The organism is Neobacillus cucumis (assembly GCF_016908975.1).
GTDB lineage: Bacteria > Bacillota > Bacilli > Bacillales > Cytobacillaceae > Neobacillus > Neobacillus cucumis.
Genome location: NZ_JAFBEX010000006.1, coordinates 1 through 16,268, shown reverse-complemented (window position 1 = coordinate 16,268; position 16,268 = coordinate 1). Strand labels below are relative to the sequence as shown.

Here is a 16,268-nt window from a genome sequence, read left to right as displayed (position 1 = left end):
GTAGTATAAAGGAGTCGTAAATTATGCAACGTTTTTACATTATTGCGGATGATCTAACAGGAGCAAATGATGCAGGTGTGCAGTTATCGAAAATTGGGATATCCTCAACCGTGTTCCTGGACTATAAAGACTCCTCTTTACAATCAACAGAGGATGTTGCCATTATTGATACCGATAGTCGTGCGATAAGTGAAGAAGCTGCTTATGAAACGATTCAGAATGCAAGTTCTATTTTTCGGAAACATGGTTATGAACAAGTATATAAAAAAATGGACTCAACATTACGAGGTAATGTAGCCGCTGAATTGGCGGCTCTTGTTTCTGTTTATCAGCCTGAAATGATTGTTCTTGCTCCAGCCTTTCCAAAAATGAATCGTAAAACGATAAATGGATATCAATATGTGAACGGTGAACGTGTCTCGGAAACAGAATTCGGCAGGGATCCGAAAACACCAGTAAAAGATAGCTTTATTCCCAATTTATTAAAAAAATATGTAGACGAACGAATTTGTCTAATCGAGCAAGCTTTATTAAACTCCTCAACCGAGAATTTAATAAATAAAATTGTAGAAAATACAGGGCAGGGCACTACTTGGTTTATTTGTGATGCATCAACAGATGAAGACTTAAAGATGATTGCAGATACATTTGCAAAGGTTAATAAAAAAACAGTTTGGGCTGGTTCAGCAGGATTAATTGAATATTTGCCTAATGCCTTACAACTAAAAAAGGCAGAAATAAATCAGCATGAGGAACTAGGCGTCACCAAAACGTTAACGGTATCAGCAAGTCTATCATTGGTTACAAAACAGCAGCTTGAGATGGTCAAGACGATGGAAGAGACTCATTTTGTAGAACTAGATCCTGTTCAATTAATCAAAAAAACCTATAGAATCGGTGACATTATCGATGAGTTTACGAAAGAATACAACAAGAAGCATTTTGTGCTGTTTGTGGATTCGTCTGATGGAAATAGAGAGGCAACCAAACAGCTTGGAACTGAACTTTCTCTAGGTAATACACAAATTAGTGAGACTATTTCCGTGGAGATTGGTGTTATTGCAAAAGCTATTGTTCAATCAATGCCCGCTATTAATGGATTGATTTTAACCGGCGGGGATACCGCAAAAGCTGTCTGTAACCAATTAGATATGAACCGAATGCAATTATATACAGAAATAGAAGCGGGGCTGCCTTTAGGGAGATTAGGTAATGCAACAAACGCTCAAGGATACTGGACGGTAACAAAGGCCGGCGGTTTTGGAAATGAACATTCATTATTAAATGCTTTGAAATTTATGACAAGAGAGGATGTTTGAAATGGTTGAAATCAAACCAATTATTGGAATTACTATGGGAGACGGGGCAGGTGTAGGCCCTGAAATTATTTTGAAAAGCCTTCAAAATCAAGAAATATATGATATATGTAATCCAATTGTCATTGGTGATACCAAAATTCTGAATCGCGCCAAAGGATTTGTTAATAGTGATTTAACGGTTGAATCGATCACGGATGATCAAATTGATGGTCTTACGTTTAAGCGAGGAATCGTCTATTGTTTAGATCTTAATTTACTTAGTGAAGACTTACCTGTTGGACAAGTGTCCGCTGAAGCAGGACATGCAGCATTTGAATACTTAGCAAAAGCGATTGATTTAGCTAACAAACAGAAAATTGATGCCATTTGTACGGCACCTTTAAACAAAGAGGCTTTGCACAAAGGGGGACATAAATATCCTGGGCACACAGAAATCCTCGCTGATTTAACGAATACAAGTGAGTTTTCAATGATGCTTTCTGCGCCGAACTTAAAGGTTATTCACGTGACAACACACGTTGGTATTATTGATGCTGTTAAAATGATTAACCCAGAACGAGTCTACCGTGTGATCAAGTTAGCTCATGAAACACTTACTAAATCCGGAACTGAAAACCCAAGAATTGCCGTTTGTGGCATCAACCCGCATGCAGGTGAAAATGGCTTATTTGGTTATGGTGAGGAAGAAGAGAAGGTCATTCCTGGTGTTAATAAGGCGAAAGAAGAAGGGATCAACGTTGTTGGCCCTTTACCAGCAGATACATTATTTTTCCGAACCGTTCGCGGCGATTTTGATATTGTTGTCGCTATGTATCATGATCAAGGACACGGTCCAGTTAAGGTATTAGGCTTAGATGCCGGCGTGAACATTACAGTTGGCTTACCGATTATTCGAACAAGTGTTGACCACGGAACGGCGTTTGACATTGCCGGTAAGGGAATTGTCGAAGAAAAGAGCTTAATGGAGGCAATCCGCCAAGGTGTGGAACTTGCTCCGAAAAGAAAATAGAATACTCAAAAGGGATGCTGATTTAATAAATTTGGTTGTTAAATCAGCATCCTTTTTTATCTGGCATCACGGTGCCAACAAAACCTTAACTCAAACTTCGCTTAGTGATGAATTAACATGTAACTAGAGCTTAAGAACAAATAGGAAATGAAGTAGATAAAGAGAATCAAAAGGATAGCAACAACTGTTTTACCGGGAATCAATGGGGAATCACGAGAACCGTCCCCATGCTTATCCACCTGTTGGAAAGGGTGCTGGGCTGCTGTCAGAAAAGAATTCAGTGAACATTGCCGATGGATGATTCGCAGCTTTGGCGTAACCTTAGTGGCAGTCAGTGCCCGCCTAATGGTGCCAGTATTGCTTTTGGTATACTATATTCTAAACGGGTTCTCTCTACCGGCAGGCAGAGAGAAGATGGTCGAAGAAGTGTAAAATGTGAATATCTGGGTAGGATTGATTCTTAATATCGTGATGATTGAGTGGAAGATACTTCACTCTGGAAAATCAATGTAAATGAAAGCGCGAATGGTAAGAAGCAAACTCATTTTCAAAGAGCATTTTTAATCAAACGTTAAATGGTGTTGAATAAAGGGAAATACGGAGAAGAATGTAGATTAACAAGAATAGCTGTCATTTTCCGGGGAATATTGTTGTTTTATGTATATTTAATTTCTATAAGGATTCTAGCATGTTAAGATTTTATTAAGATTAAGAGGTTATTATGAAGACAAGTTTTTTCTGACCCCCTTTAATATATTATTACTGGATGCCCTCAAGGATTGTTTTCAAACAGACTTGAGGGCTATTTTTTTTCATTGTGGGGAATAGCCAATGATAAAGATCTTATTCTCTGAATTTAAGGAAAATGGATTGACAAATTTAAGAATCCTTTTAAACTAAAACTAGCCCTATCCTCAAACTCTACTGAAACCTATTCTACACCCCTTTTCCTACTGCACATTTTACTTATTAGTCGTAATTTACCTTTTACATTCTCCAATTGAAACCACATTTTTTTACTTCACATGAACAACCATTAATTTTAAAAATTGTCCAAAGTTAAATGGAATGAAAAATACCATTGGATACGAGGAGGATTGCTATGGGATTTGAAGAAGAATACCAAGCATTTATAAATGCACACTTGCAGGTACGGACTGGTGAACGGTTGCGACGCTTACAAGGAGGTCACAGCCAGGCTGAAAAGATGTTTTTGAAGCAGTGTGGTGGCCTTTATTTTATCACTTCCGCTACCTTCATCCGGAATATGAAGTCAATGATTTCAAGGATGGCAAAAGGTATTTGGACTTTGCGTATATTCGTCCCGCCATTCGAATTTGCTTTGAGATCGACGGATATGGCCCTCACCTGAAGAACATAAGCAGATGGCAATTCTCTGACAACCTGGAACGTCAAAACCAGTTGGTGATTGACGGATGGACCGTGATCCGTTTTTCTTATGACCAAGTTATGGAGCACCCCCGTCGGTGCCAACAGATTGTCCAGCAAGTGATTGGTCGGTGGGTGGGTGATGGACTGGATCAGATCTCTCTGTCCATTGTCGAGAAGGAAGTGCTTCGGCTAGCGATTCGAAAAGGAGAAGCCATATCCCCTGTAGAAGTCCAGAAGTATCTAAAGTTAAGTGACAAGACGGTATTAAAGGTACTCTCTCAACTAGTCGATAAAAAAATGCTGATTCCCGCATCAGGGACCATAAGGGTCCGCTCTTATCGGTTGGGGAATCAGGTTAAGCATCCGGTTTAATAAATAGACGGAAAAATTCCTCCTAATTAGTAAATTTGAATTGAAAGTAGCTGGAATAGACGGAGAGATTCCGCCTATTGACTTTAAAACTGCGAAAATGGGGGACTTTTCTTTGCATAAGCGGAAAATCTCCGCTTATTAATCTCGAAACAAGCTCTATTCTGCATATAAGCGGAAAATTTCCGCTTATATTTTATTGTATCTTGAGTAAGGAGAAGCCTTCTTATTTAATTAGTTATGGAGCACCCCCGTCGGTGCCAACAGATTGTGCAGCAAGTGATTGGTCGGTGGGTGGGTGATGGACTGGATCAGATCTCTCTGTCCATTGTCGAGAAGGAGGTGCTTCGGCTAGCCATTCGAAAAAGAGAAGCCATATCCCCTGTAGAAGTCCAGAAGTATCTAGAGTTAAGTGACAAGACGGTATTAAAGGTACTCTCTCAACTAGTCGATAAAAAAATGCTGATTCCCGCATCAGGGACCATAAGGGTCCGTTCTTATCAGTTGGGGGATCAGGTTAAGCATCCGGTTTAATAAATAGACGGAAAAATTCCTCTTAATTCGTAAAATTGAATTGAAAGTAGCTGGAATAGACGGAGAGATTCCGCCTATTGACTTTAAAACTGCGAAAATGGGGGACTTTTCTTTGCATAAGCGGAAAATCTCCGCTTATTAATCTCGAAACAAGCTCCATTTCTGCATTTAACCGGAAAATTTCCGCTTATATTTTATTGTTACATAAGGGTCCGTTCTTATCGGTTGGGGAATCAGGTTAAGCATCCGGTCAACTAAATAGACGGAAAAATTCCTCTTAATTAGTAAAATTGAATTGAAAGTAGCTGGAATAGACGGAGAGATTCCGCCTATTGACTTTAAAACTGCGAAAATGGGGGACTTTTCTTTGCATAAGCGGAAAATCTCCGCTTATATCTCTTGAAACAAGCTCCATTCTGCATTTAACCGGAAAATTTCCGCTTATATTTTATTGTTATTCGAGTAAGGAGAAGCCTTCTTATTTAATTAGTTATGGAGCACCCCCGTCGGTGCCAACCTGCATAACGGTAGGTTTTTAAAAAAGTCTTAATAAAGGAAAATCCCCCTTGTGTTCAACACAAGGGGATTTATTTTACCAAAAGGTAAATTAATGGCTTGTATTAAGTTATTTAATAGGTTACTATATTAGTAGTAACCAAATGCAAATAGAAAACTTATCGAGGGGAGGTTAGGTTGCGTGAATTTTAAAGTTTATTTATTAGCTCTTGTTTCGTTTGTAGTAGGTTTGGCGGAATTGATTGTTGGGGGAATCCTGGACATCGTTGCTAATGGCTTGGGCGTGTCAGTTAGTAAAGCTGGCGAATTGATTTCGATTTATTCCTTTGTTTTTGCCATTTTTTCGCCGGTATTGTTAACCGTAACTGCCAAGGTAGAAAGGAAAAAGCTATTTCTCTGGACTTTATTGATCTTTTTTAGCGGAAATATTTTGGCCTTTGTCAGCCCCAATTTCCTGGTCCTTTTTATATCAAGGATCATTTCGGCAGCGACCGGCTCTTTATTAGTTGTTTTGTCCGTCACGCTGGCATCCACTATGGTGAAGGAAGAATTTCGCGCACGAGCTATTGGCGTTATCTTTATGGGGGTTAGCGGGTCATTGGTCATTGGTGTGCCAATTGGACTTGTGATTGGACATATGTTTGGCTGGCGCTCACCTTTCCTTTTTATTGCCATCCTAACCCTGATTTCCATCATGGGGATCATGGTATTTTTGGACAAAATGGAACCAAGGCCCATCATTACGATCAGAAAGCAATTAGAGACGTTAAAGAAACCGAAAATTTTGTTTGCGCAGTTAACATCATTGCTTTTTTTAACAGGACATTTGACTCTGTATGCATATCTCACGCCATTTTTGCAAACATCATTGCATTTAAATTCAACATGGATCAGCGTTTTTTACTTTATATTTGGTGTTTCTGCTGTCTTTGGCGGCGGGCTTGGCGGGTTCATGGCCGACAAGTGGGGTTCCCGGAAGAGCATCCTGACCATTGTGGCCGTTTTTTGCCTTGTTCTCTTTATCCTGCCAAAGGCAACGCTTTCAACTATCCTTTTTGTGGTGGTTATGATGGTTTGGAGCATGTTAAGTTGGGCCATTACACCAGCACAGCAAAATTACTTAATTGAAACAACACCGGAGACTGCTGATATACAGCAAAGTCTGAATAATTCAGCCATGCATTTTGGGATTGCTGCCGGTTCTGTCATTGGCGGTGTGGTCATTAATCAGTATTCTGTTTACTATAATGCAACCATCGGTGGAATTTTTGTTTTTCTTGCGTTGATTTGTGCCATTTTTTCCATTACACGGAATCAAGCTGAAAGTAGAGAGAGTTATGAAACTTTAACCAAGGAGGTGAAGATGACTAATTAAAATGTATTAGTCATCATCAAATGAGTGTTCATATTCAAGCACAACAAGGGGAAATTGCTGAAAATATTTTGCTGCCTGGGGATCCTTTACGGGCAAAGTATATTGCTGAAACATTTTTAGAGGATGCCTCATGTTATAACGAGGTACGCGGTATGCTGGGATATACCGGAACATATAAAGGAAAAAGAGTATCCGTTCAAGGAACAGGTATGGGTATCCCATCCATTTCCATTTATGTGAACGAATTGATTCGTGAGTATGGGGTAAAAAATCTAATTCGGGTCGGTTCCTGTGGGGCCATTCAAAGGGATATGCATGTACGGGATGTGGTCCTTGCGATGACGGCATCGACTGATTCAAATATAAACCGCCTCGCTTTTGCGGGGATTGATTATGCACCATGTGCCAATTTTGATTTGTTAAATAAGGCCTACCAAATAGGGTCTCAACGTGGAATCAACATCAAAGCTGGAAATGTATTGTCGGCGGATGTCTTTTACCGTGACAACATGGACCTGGTAAAAAAGTTAGGTGATTATGGGGTGTTGGCTGTAGAAATGGAAACGACGGCCTTGTATACACTAGCTGCCAAGTACGGCGCACAGGCATTATCCATTCTGACCGTTAGCGATCATATCTTTACTGGTGAGGATACGACGGCAGAGGAACGGCAAACTACCTTCAATGATATGACGGTTATGGCCCTTGAAACGTTGGTAAAATAACAAAAACAGGCAGATTTTCCTCTGCCTGTTTTTTAGTAACGGAGCCGCAGCAAAAGCTGTTTGATTTCTTCGTCGTTCATTAGCTGCTCTTCATATTTCTTGGTGATTTTTGTTAAGGCAACGTCATGATAGAAAAACTCTGTAAAAAATTTAACAAATGGTTTTGATTTTGTGACCATGGCCTGCCATGCCTTTTTTTCTACACCAGCAAATAAGATCGTTTCTTCGTCAATAATGATCAGACGATTTTTCTCCAATGCCTGGTGCTCTTGATTGGGAGATAAGGTATACAAGGCAGTTAACGGGATTGGTTCTTTGACGTCTCCAACCACAAGCGCTTCCACTTTGACACCTGCTTGTTCTTTTTCAAGCAATATCGGCAGATAGTCAGAAAGTTCCTCTTTCCATAGCGAAATATGAATGGTATGCTCAGCTTCTTGGAGAAGTTGTTTACATTGCAGTTGAATCGAGGAGTCCACTTTTAAACTCCATACCCGATCATCCATGATGATTTTTTTGCTGGAATTGTTTTTCAATTGTTCAATAGAGACCTGAAATTCCTTTGTCAGCTTCTCGATGACAAGGTCTAAAGGCAGTGCAGTATATAGCTTTTTCTTTTCGGATACGGAATCTAAGACCAGCCCTTTTTCGATCATTCGGGATATGACTTCGTATACCTTTGCTTTTGGCACCCCGGAATATTTTACGATCAGCGTCGCATCCAGAGGTTCATCGCTTGCACACAGGACCTCGTACACTTTGCTTTCATATTGTGAAAATCCAAATTTTTGCAGCATGATTCCAACCTCTTTTTTTAAAAGTGTTATCAAATTGACAAGATAGAGTAATCATATGGGATGGAAGAAGATTTGTAAAATGATTCTTTCTTAGCACTCATTTTCTTGAAAAATCGTAAAACTAAAACAATTTGGTAACCTATTTACAAAATAGGTTACTACCATTATAGTAATTGTACAGTTGAAAATAAAGTGAAATGAAAGCGCTAGCGTAATTAGGAAGAACAAATTCCTATAAAGGCTGCCACTGATTTTCATTACCATTAATTACAAATAAGAAAAGGTTTACATTTTAAGTAACAAAGGAGTAAAATGATGTTGTTCGTTGTTCATTAGACGTCTGACATCTTACCTTTAATTGGATTCAACAAAATATAAAATTGATTTTTATAAAAAGAGGTGCGCTTCAATGAGAATGGTTGATGTAATTGAGAAAAAGCGTGATGGTTACGAATTAACCAGAGAAGAAATTCAATTCTTGATAAATGGATTTACAAATGGTGATATTCCTGATTACCAAATGTCAGCTTTTTCTATGGCTGTGTTTTTTAAGGGAATGACAAAAGAAGAACGCGTTTACTTAACGGAGGCAATGGTCCAATCCGGTGATCAAATCGACCTCTCAGGAATTGAAGGAATCAAAGTAGATAAGCACAGTACCGGAGGAGTTGGCGATACCACAACCCTTGTGCTGGCACCGCTTGTTGCCTCTGTTGGTGTACCAGTAGCCAAAATGTCAGGAAGAGGCTTAGGCCATACGGGAGGTACCATTGACAAATTGGAATCCATTAAGGGATTTCATGTTGAAATTTCAAACGAAGAATTTACCCAATTAGTGAATCAAAATAAAGTAGCTGTTATTGGTCAGAGCGGTAATTTAACACCTGCGGATAAAAAATTGTATGCACTTAGAGATGTAACCGCAACGGTTGACTCCATTCCGTTGATCGCCAGCTCCATCATGAGCAAGAAAATTGCAGCAGGAGCGGATGCGATTGTTCTCGATGTCAAAACAGGCAGCGGAGCCTTCATGAAAAATCTAGATGATGCGAAAGAATTAGCCCAGACGATGGTGGAGATCGGCAAAGGTGTCGGCCGCAAAACAAAGGCGATCATTTCCGATATGAGCCAGCCGCTCGGATTTGCAGTCGGCAATGCTCTTGAAGTAAAAGAAGCGATTGACACGCTGAAAGGGCAAGGACCTGAAGATTTGCATGAACTCTGTTTGACCCTTGGAGCACATATGGTTGTATTGGCTGAAAAAGCTGCAGATTTCAACCAGGCGCGTGCAATGTTAGAAGAAGCCATTCAGAGCGGCGAGGCATTACAAACCTTTAAAACCTTCCTTGCGGCACAAGGAGGAGATGCATCGGTCATCGACGATCCTGCCAAACTTCCGACAGCTTCTTATATTATTGAAGTTCCGGCAAAAACTTCTGGTTATGTGGCTGAAATTACGGCGGAAACGGTTGGAACTGCGGCCATGATGTTGGGCGCCGGACGAGCTACAAAAGAATCGGTCATCGATTTGGCAGTAGGCGTGGTCCTTCAAAAGAAAGTAGGGGATTACGTCGAGGCTGGAGAATCCCTGGTTACGATTCATAGCAACCAAGAAGACGTTCAGGAAGTCATCGAAAAAATTTACTCGGCTTATCAAGTTACCGATGAAAAAGTAGGCAAACCTATCCTCATCTATACAGACATTCAATAAACGGCAAAGGAAGAGAAAAATGACATTAAATATAGCGCAAATGATTGATCATACCTTATTAAAAGCAGATGCCTCAGAAGCGGAAGTTAGAAAATTGCTTGAAGAAGCAAAACAATTTAAATTTGCCTCCGTTTGTCTTAATCCAACGTGGGTAAAAACAGCAGCGGAATTTCTGAGTGAAACACCGGAAGTGAAGGTCTGCACGGTTATTGGCTTCCCACTCGGAGCAACCACATCAGAAGTAAAAGCCTTTGAAACGAAAAACGCCATTGATAATGGGGCAACCGAAGTAGATATGGTCATCAATATCGGTGCATTAAAGGACGGGCAGTATGATGTAGTTGAAAAAGATATTAAAGCAGTTGTGGAAGCAGCGAAAGGCAAAGCACTGACAAAAGTCATTATTGAAACCTGCCTCTTAACAGAAGAAGAGATTGTAAAAGCTTGTGAGCTGGCTGTTAAAGCTGGAGCTGACTTTGTGAAAACATCCACTGGCTTTTCCACTGGCGGTGCGACGGTCGAAGATGTCGCTTTAATGAGAAAAACAGTCGGTCCGGAGATTGGTGTGAAAGCTTCAGGCGGTGTTAGAAGCTTAGAAGACGCAGAGGCCGTAATGAAGGCTGGCGCCAATCGAATTGGAGCAAGTTCAGGTGTGAAAATTATGAACGGACAAGTCTCCACATCATCTTATTAAGATCATCTTTGGCTGGCCTGCTGGTCAGCCTGCCCTCTATATTTAAAAAAAGTTAGGAAGGAAGTAGAAAGAATGGATATGCAAACTTTAATTGACCAAGCGATCATAGCTCGGAAAAAAGCCTATACTCCCTATTCAAACTTTCAAGTCGGTGCAGCCGTTTTAACAAAAGATAAACAAGTCTTTCTTGGGTGTAATATTGAAAATGCCTCATATGGATTAACCAACTGTGCCGAAAGAACCGCTATTTTTAAAGCCGTTTCGGAAGGGGAAAAAGAAATCGAAGCCATTGTGGTTGTCGGAGATACGAAAGGCCCTATTGCGCCTTGTGGAGCCTGCCGCCAGGTTATGGCTGAGTTTTGTGATGAAAATACCAAAATTATCTTAACTAATTTAAAAGGGGATAGGGTAGAGACAACCATTCATGAATTGCTGCCAGGTTTTTTCTCCTCGAAGGATTTAACTAAGTAATTTTTTATATTTATTGAAAGCGGATACAGGTACAACCTCGAAAATTTGACTCATGCGGAGGAAATATCAATGAAATATATCATTGCGATCATCGGATTACTTGTTGTTTTTGGATTAGGTTACTTAGCAAGTAATAATCGAAAAAATATCAAAGTAAAACCAATTATTCTTATGGTTATTATTCAAATTATTTTATCCTTTTTATTATTAAATACGACACTGGGTCTAGTATTGATCAAAGGCTTTGCCGGTGTTTTCAGTAAATTATTGGAATATGCCGGTGCAGGGGTATCTTTCGTGTTTGGTGGCCTTGCCAATAAAGGAGAAATGCCATTCTTTCTTAATGTCTTACTGCCGATTGTGTTCATATCCGTCTTAATTGGTATATTTCAGTATTTTAAAATTCTACCGTTCATTATGAAAGCCATTGGTTTATTGCTTAGCAAAGTGAATGGTATGGGGAAATTGGAATCGTACAACGCAGTGGCGTCGGCTATGATTGGACAGTCAGAAGTTTTTATTACGGTGAAAAAGCAGCTGGGTCTGCTGCCTGCCCACCGCTTATATACCCTTTGTGCGTCTGCGATGTCAACCGTATCCATGTCGATTGTAGGTGCGTATATGACCATGATTCAACCAAGATATGTGGTTACAGCCCTTGTCCTTAATTTATTTGGCGGATTTATCATCACTTCTATTATTAATCCCTACAAGGTGGATCCAAGTGAGGATATACTAGATATTCATGAAGTAGAAAAACAAAGCTTCTTTGAAATGTTAGGTGAATACATCCTTGATGGTTTTAAAGTAGCCGTGATTGTCGGTGCGATGTTAATTGGTTTTGTTGCCTTAATGGCAGCCATTAACAACGTCTTTGATTTAATTTTCCACATTTCTTTCCAAGAAATTTTAGGTTATATCTTTGCACCTATTGCATTTGTCATGGGCATTCCCTTTTCAGAGGCGGTCCAAGCGGGCGGCATTATGGCTGAAAAGCTTGTAACGAATGAGTTCGTCGCCATGATGGACCTAGCGAAGGTCGGTAAATCATTTAGCCCGCGTACATTAGGCATCATTTCGGTCTTCCTTGTTTCCTTTGCCAACTTTTCCTCCATTGGGATTATTGCCGGTGCGGTAAAAAGTTTACATGAGAAAAAAGGGAACGTTGTTGCCAAGTTTGGCTTAAAACTTTTATATGGAGCCACCTTGGTAAGTGTATTGTCAGCTGTGATTGTGAGTATCGTTTTATAATTTTGTAGAAAAAGCAATTTTTCATCTTTAATAGGATGGAAGACTGCTTTTTCCTTTTTTAAAAGGGGGAAGTTGAGGGAATGAGTTTCGTTGGATTATTTCTTTCGGGTGCCGTTTTATTTCTTAATAGTTTGATGTTAATCGGCAAGGCGGAAGCCAAAAGCGTTGGGGTCTTTAATCTATTTGTAGGAGTCATCCAACTGATTATCCCGTTTTATTTAATCATGGTATCAGGTCAAACTCATTGGGAGTTATATCAGTACGCTGCTATCTTTTTATTTGGTTTAACCTATTTATATGTGGGGGTCACTGCCTTAATGGGTCTTGATGGTAAGGGACTCGGTTGGTTTTGTTTATGGGTGGCGGTCATAGCGGTTGTCTATACGTTGACAGCTGTGATCCATTTCCATGATGCTGTCAGTGCCATCACATGGGGAATGTGGGCTTTTCTGTGGTTTTTATTCTTTTTATCCAATTCACTGCAAATGAAGATTGACCATTATCTTGGGATGGTTGCTTTTATTCAATCCTGGGTAACCTTGACGATCCCGTCATTATTGTACTTTTTAGGTATTTGGAATACGCCTGTTGTCAATCAAATATGGCTTATTGTTTTAATCGTATCCATTGTTTATTTTTGTATAGGCTTATTTAAATTAAGGTTGTTCATCCCGTTTGTTTATACTGAAAAGCAATGAAGTGTGGAGGGGGGCTTGAGAACAATTTTCAACGTTTTAAAGTAAAGGGTAACATATAGCCACTCTCTTCATAAGCACTTTAAAATGTTTATTCAAAAGGTATTAGGTGAATTCGTGATAATATGGTACACTTTGGTTACCATTTGATTTACTTGTTAACATGTGCCCTGCTCATTCATGAGTAGGGCTCCTTGTTTTTTAAAGGGGAAAATAAAAAAACAGACTCTATAAAGAGCCTGCCTTCGATGGTTTAGATTATTAAGCTTTACGAACGTTAGCTGCTTGAGCTCCACGTTGACCTTGCTCAACATCAAAAGTAACGGTTTGACCTTCGTCTAAAGATTTGAAACCTTCGCCTTGGATTGCTGAGAAATGAACGAATACGTCTTCTCCGCCTTCGCGCTCGATAAATCCGAAACCTTTTTCTGCGTTAAACCATTTTACTTTACCTTGTTCCATTTTGTTTCCTCCTGCTGTGTGCTTTGCACACAATGTGTTACTATCCTTGCACTCAGTGATCATCAAGACGAAAAGTTAATCTTATCCTATCCTTTACACCGATCAAAAATAATTCTTCTCAAGTTTAACATTTTTTAAAAGTATTTGCAAGAAGACCCAAATGAACCCATATTTGCCACTCCTGAATTTTGTATCGATTTTTGTGTAGGTATGATAATTCATAGGCGGAGAATTTCCGCTAATGTCCATAGGGGAAGCTTAAAAAGCGGATATAAGCGGAGAATTTCCGCTTAATGGCTCTTAATAGGACAAAATCCAAAGATTTGGATCATATAAACGGAAAAACTTCCCTTATTTATACGGAAATATGGGTATTTCCTAATTTAGGCGGAATTTTTCCGTTTATTTTTCATTTGCAGTGAAACCAACATTCAGCTATAACAGCGCCAAACCTCAAATGGGAAAAATGTCCAAATTACCATACAATTTGAAGGTCATTTTCCATTACATATTTAACGGAACCTGTCCAACTATTTTGAAAAGTTATATACATTTTTCTTATTACTATATTTAACGTTTTGGTCCTTTTTGTTTTTATATTTCTTTTCATAATTAACAAACATGGAGACATTCACTAAAATGCCGACAGCAATGAATAATTGGATAAGAGAAGATCCTCCATAACTAATAAATGGAAGTGGAACACCAGTAAGTGGGATGAGGCCAGAGACACCAGCAAGATTAACGAAAGCTTGGATGCCAATCATGCTTGAAATACCGATTGCTAGTAAACTTCCAAACGGATCTTTGCATTGCAAGGCAATATATATCCCTCTTAACACAATATACGCTAAGGTAATGATAACAAAACCAACACCCCATATGCCTAACTCTTCCGCAATAACAGCTATAATAAAGTCAGTATGTGATTCTGGTAAATAACCAAGCTTTTCAATCCCTTTTCCCAATCCCAAGCCATTGATTCCCCCATTACCCATTGCTATGAATGAATTGACAAGATGGTAGCCCGATGTTTGTTGATATTTAAACGGATCATTTAAGACTTCAAAACGATTCATACGAACAGATGTAAAAATTTTCTTGTAAAATAGAAGAACAAATGGTATTAATACACTAACACCAATGGTTACTAGTCTGATTAAATTCTTAATGCTTGTGCCTGACGAAATGATGATGGCTCCAGAAAATAATAAAATTAATTCCACTGTCCCGAAATCTGGTTGAATGGCGATTAATAAACAAACTATTCCTACATAGATTAATGGAGGGAGAACCCCTTTTTTAAATTCAGTTATATATTCCTGCTTTTTAGCATACATAGCCGATAAATAAACAATCACACAAAGCTTAACAAATTCTGCAGGCTGAATACTAATCGGCCCAAGTTTAAACCAACTTTGTGCATTCCCAGCCACATGACCAAAGACAAAGAGAGCCATTAATACAACAATAGATGAAAGAACCATATACATAAGTATTTTTCGGTTTTTCAGGGCTTTATAAGGGAATAAAGAAGTGATAACAAAGAAAAAAGCACCTAGTATTAGAAATACTTTTTGTTTCTGATAGAAATAATCACTTGCAACACCATACCTTTGTACAGCAGTAGCCATGCTTGCACTATAGACCATGACCAAACTAAAGAGAGATAATAAAGTGATCGCAATAACTAAGGAATAATCATAGGATCTTAGAATTTTCTTAAACATCATTTCCTCCTATCTTTCTAAAACAGATTTCCGAAAATGTTTTGTTGTTATGTATAAAAATAAGACTAAATCTTACAAAGTGTAAGAAAAGGTTAGTTTGACTATAGTCTAGCAAAGAATGATTAGATTTTTATTAAAAATAAACTAAAGTTGGATTATTTTTTAGAAACAAAGGCCACTGCCCTAACTTCAGGTAGACACTGTAAAAAAGTTACTTATATGGCTTGTTAATCGACTGTTTTACCCGTAAAAACGCTTTCGATACTTCGAATAGTATAATACGATCAAATTAAGAGAAATGAAGTTTAAGAGGAGGCTAAGAATGAAAATGGATAAGCAGGAACTTTCCAAAGAGTGGATTGAGTTAGTAAAGGAAGCAATGAAATCTAATACTAGTAAAGAAAAATTCAAGAACTTTTTAAAAGAAGAAAAAAAGAAAAGGGAATACAACAATAAACAGGGAACGTGAAGTAAAAGCTAACAAACTAAGCGTGGTTGTATGGTTAAGATTTAATTAAGCTTAAGAAGCTATTATTAAGACAAGCTTTTTCAGACCCCTTTATATATTATTACTGGATGCCCTCAAGGATTGTTTTCGAACAGCCTTGAGGGCTATTTCTTTAATCATTAAAAGATTGAGCTAACATAAATAAGCATTGAATAAGAGAGTTTTATTTAGAATTAATTGCGGTGAACCGTACCAAAAATAGAGGCAGTTTAAATGTCGGTTCAATTTTGGACAAGGCCAAGTTAAAAAGGTAGTTTGTGTCCGAAGTTGTGTTAACTTCAGACATAGCGAGCTAAACGAGCGAAATCGTGTCTGAAGATGAACCAACTTCAGACAAGGTAAAACCAAAAGAGCGAGGTTGTGTGTGAAGACAAACCAATTTCAGACAAGGTAGGGCCAAAAGAGCGAGGTTGTGTTCGAATACGAACCAACTTAAGACAAGGCAGAGCCAAAAGAGCGAGGTTGTGTCCGAAAACGAGCCAACTTCGGACAAGGCAAAACCAAAAGAGCGAGGTTGTGTCCGAAAACGAACCAACTTCGGACAAGGCAAAACCAAAAGAGCAAGGTCGTGTCCGAAGACGAACCAACTTCGGACAAGGTGAAATCAAAAGAGCAAGGTTGTGTCCGAAAACGAACCAACTTCGGACAAGGCAAAACCAAAAGAGCGAGGTTGTGTCCGAAAACGAGCCAACTTCGGACAAGGCAAAACC

General features: G+C 39.0%; 18 protein-coding genes. 15 read left to right on the top strand and 3 right to left on the bottom strand.

All coding sequences use genetic code 11. The annotated features are described in order from the left end of the window. Nucleotides 1-23: 23 nt before the first annotated feature. The 8 genes from JOC76_RS09125 to deoD all read left to right on the top strand — a co-directional run bounded on the left by JOC76_RS09125 (nt 24) and on the right by deoD (nt 7,239). Entirely contained in the window at nt 24-1,319 is a 1,296-nt protein-coding gene (locus JOC76_RS09125; protein WP_239557643.1) for a four-carbon acid sugar kinase family protein, read from the top strand. Nucleotide 1,320: 1 nt separating this feature from the next. Further along, nucleotides 1,321-2,328 (top strand): 4-hydroxythreonine-4-phosphate dehydrogenase PdxA, encoded by a 1,008-nt coding sequence (gene pdxA / locus JOC76_RS09120; RefSeq protein WP_205177299.1) that lies wholly within the window; start codon nt 1,321-1,323, stop codon nt 2,326-2,328. 297 nt (nt 2,329-2,625) lie between these two features. Further along, on the top strand, nt 2,626-2,760 hold the full coding sequence (locus JOC76_RS30440; protein ID WP_275591343.1) for a hypothetical protein: 135 nt from the start codon (nt 2,626-2,628) through the stop codon (nt 2,758-2,760). 670 nt (nt 2,761-3,430) lie between these two features. Then, nucleotides 3,431-3,700 (top strand): hypothetical protein, encoded by a 270-nt coding sequence (locus JOC76_RS30705; protein ID WP_307784704.1) that lies wholly within the window; start codon nt 3,431-3,433, stop codon nt 3,698-3,700. A 53-nt stretch (nt 3,701-3,753) separates the two neighbouring features. Further along, a complete protein-coding gene (locus tag JOC76_RS30700) occupies nt 3,754-4,092 on the top strand; it encodes a putative endonuclease domain-containing protein (protein ID WP_307784703.1) in 339 nt (112 codons plus the stop codon). A gap of 237 nt (nt 4,093-4,329) precedes the next feature. Next, a complete protein-coding gene (locus tag JOC76_RS09110; protein ID WP_239557642.1) occupies nt 4,330-4,623 on the top strand; it encodes a BlaI/MecI/CopY family transcriptional regulator in 294 nt (97 codons plus the stop codon). 697 nt (nt 4,624-5,320) lie between these two features. Beyond that, complete coding sequence (locus JOC76_RS09105; protein ID WP_205177298.1) at nt 5,321-6,514, top strand: MFS transporter; 1,194 nt, start codon at nt 5,321-5,323, stop codon at nt 6,512-6,514. Between the two features lie 20 nt (nt 6,515-6,534). Then, nucleotides 6,535-7,239, top strand: coding sequence for a purine-nucleoside phosphorylase (gene deoD, locus JOC76_RS09100; RefSeq protein ID WP_205177297.1), 705 nt, complete (start codon nt 6,535-6,537; stop codon nt 7,237-7,239). 32 nt (nt 7,240-7,271) lie between these two features. Here the strand turns inward: deoD and JOC76_RS09095 are convergent, their stop codons facing one another. Beyond that, complete coding sequence (locus JOC76_RS09095) at nt 7,272-8,036, bottom strand: TrmB family transcriptional regulator (protein WP_205177296.1); 765 nt, start codon at nt 8,034-8,036, stop codon at nt 7,272-7,274. Nucleotides 8,037-8,445: 409 nt separating this feature from the next. Between JOC76_RS09095 and JOC76_RS09090 the strand changes: the two genes are divergently transcribed. The 5 genes from JOC76_RS09090 to JOC76_RS09070 all read left to right on the top strand — a co-directional run bounded on the left by JOC76_RS09090 (nt 8,446) and on the right by JOC76_RS09070 (nt 12,861). Beyond that, entirely contained in the window at nt 8,446-9,747 is a 1,302-nt protein-coding gene (locus JOC76_RS09090) for a pyrimidine-nucleoside phosphorylase (RefSeq protein ID WP_205177295.1), read from the top strand. Nucleotides 9,748-9,766: 19 nt separating this feature from the next. Beyond that, the gene (deoC, locus tag JOC76_RS09085) at nt 9,767-10,441 is read left to right on the top strand and encodes a deoxyribose-phosphate aldolase (protein WP_205177294.1); all 675 of its coding nucleotides are present in this window, start codon (nt 9,767-9,769) and stop codon (nt 10,439-10,441) included. 12 nt (nt 10,442-10,453) lie between these two features. Then, complete coding sequence (locus tag JOC76_RS09080; protein WP_275591349.1) at nt 10,454-10,912, top strand: cytidine deaminase; 459 nt, start codon at nt 10,454-10,456, stop codon at nt 10,910-10,912. A gap of 69 nt (nt 10,913-10,981) precedes the next feature. After that, entirely contained in the window at nt 10,982-12,163 is a 1,182-nt protein-coding gene (locus JOC76_RS09075; protein WP_205177292.1) for a NupC/NupG family nucleoside CNT transporter, read from the top strand. A gap of 80 nt (nt 12,164-12,243) precedes the next feature. Beyond that, entirely contained in the window at nt 12,244-12,861 is a 618-nt protein-coding gene (locus tag JOC76_RS09070; protein ID WP_205177291.1) for an AmiS/UreI family transporter, read from the top strand. A gap of 258 nt (nt 12,862-13,119) precedes the next feature. Here JOC76_RS09070 and JOC76_RS09065 read toward each other — a convergent pair whose 3' ends face one another. Both JOC76_RS09065 and JOC76_RS09060 read right to left on the bottom strand, forming a co-directional pair. Next, nucleotides 13,120-13,320 carry a cold-shock protein gene (locus JOC76_RS09065; protein ID WP_042463323.1) on the bottom strand — a complete coding sequence of 67 codons (201 nt, stop codon included), beginning with the start codon at nt 13,318-13,320 and terminating at the stop codon, nt 13,120-13,122. Between the two features lie 530 nt (nt 13,321-13,850). Beyond that, nucleotides 13,851-15,050, bottom strand: a complete 1,200-nt coding sequence (locus JOC76_RS09060; protein WP_205177290.1) for an FtsW/RodA/SpoVE family cell cycle protein — start codon at nt 15,048-15,050, stop codon at nt 13,851-13,853. Nucleotides 15,051-15,372: 322 nt separating this feature from the next. Between JOC76_RS09060 and JOC76_RS09055 the strand changes: the two genes are divergently transcribed. Then, nucleotides 15,373-15,519: an anti-repressor SinI family protein gene (locus JOC76_RS09055; protein ID WP_205177289.1), complete on the top strand. Its 147-nt coding sequence runs from the start codon at nt 15,373-15,375 to the stop codon at nt 15,517-15,519. A 399-nt stretch (nt 15,520-15,918) separates the two neighbouring features. Next, nucleotides 15,919-16,268 (top strand): hypothetical protein (locus JOC76_RS09050; RefSeq protein WP_205177288.1); only part of this gene is annotated, 350 nt, incomplete at its 3' end.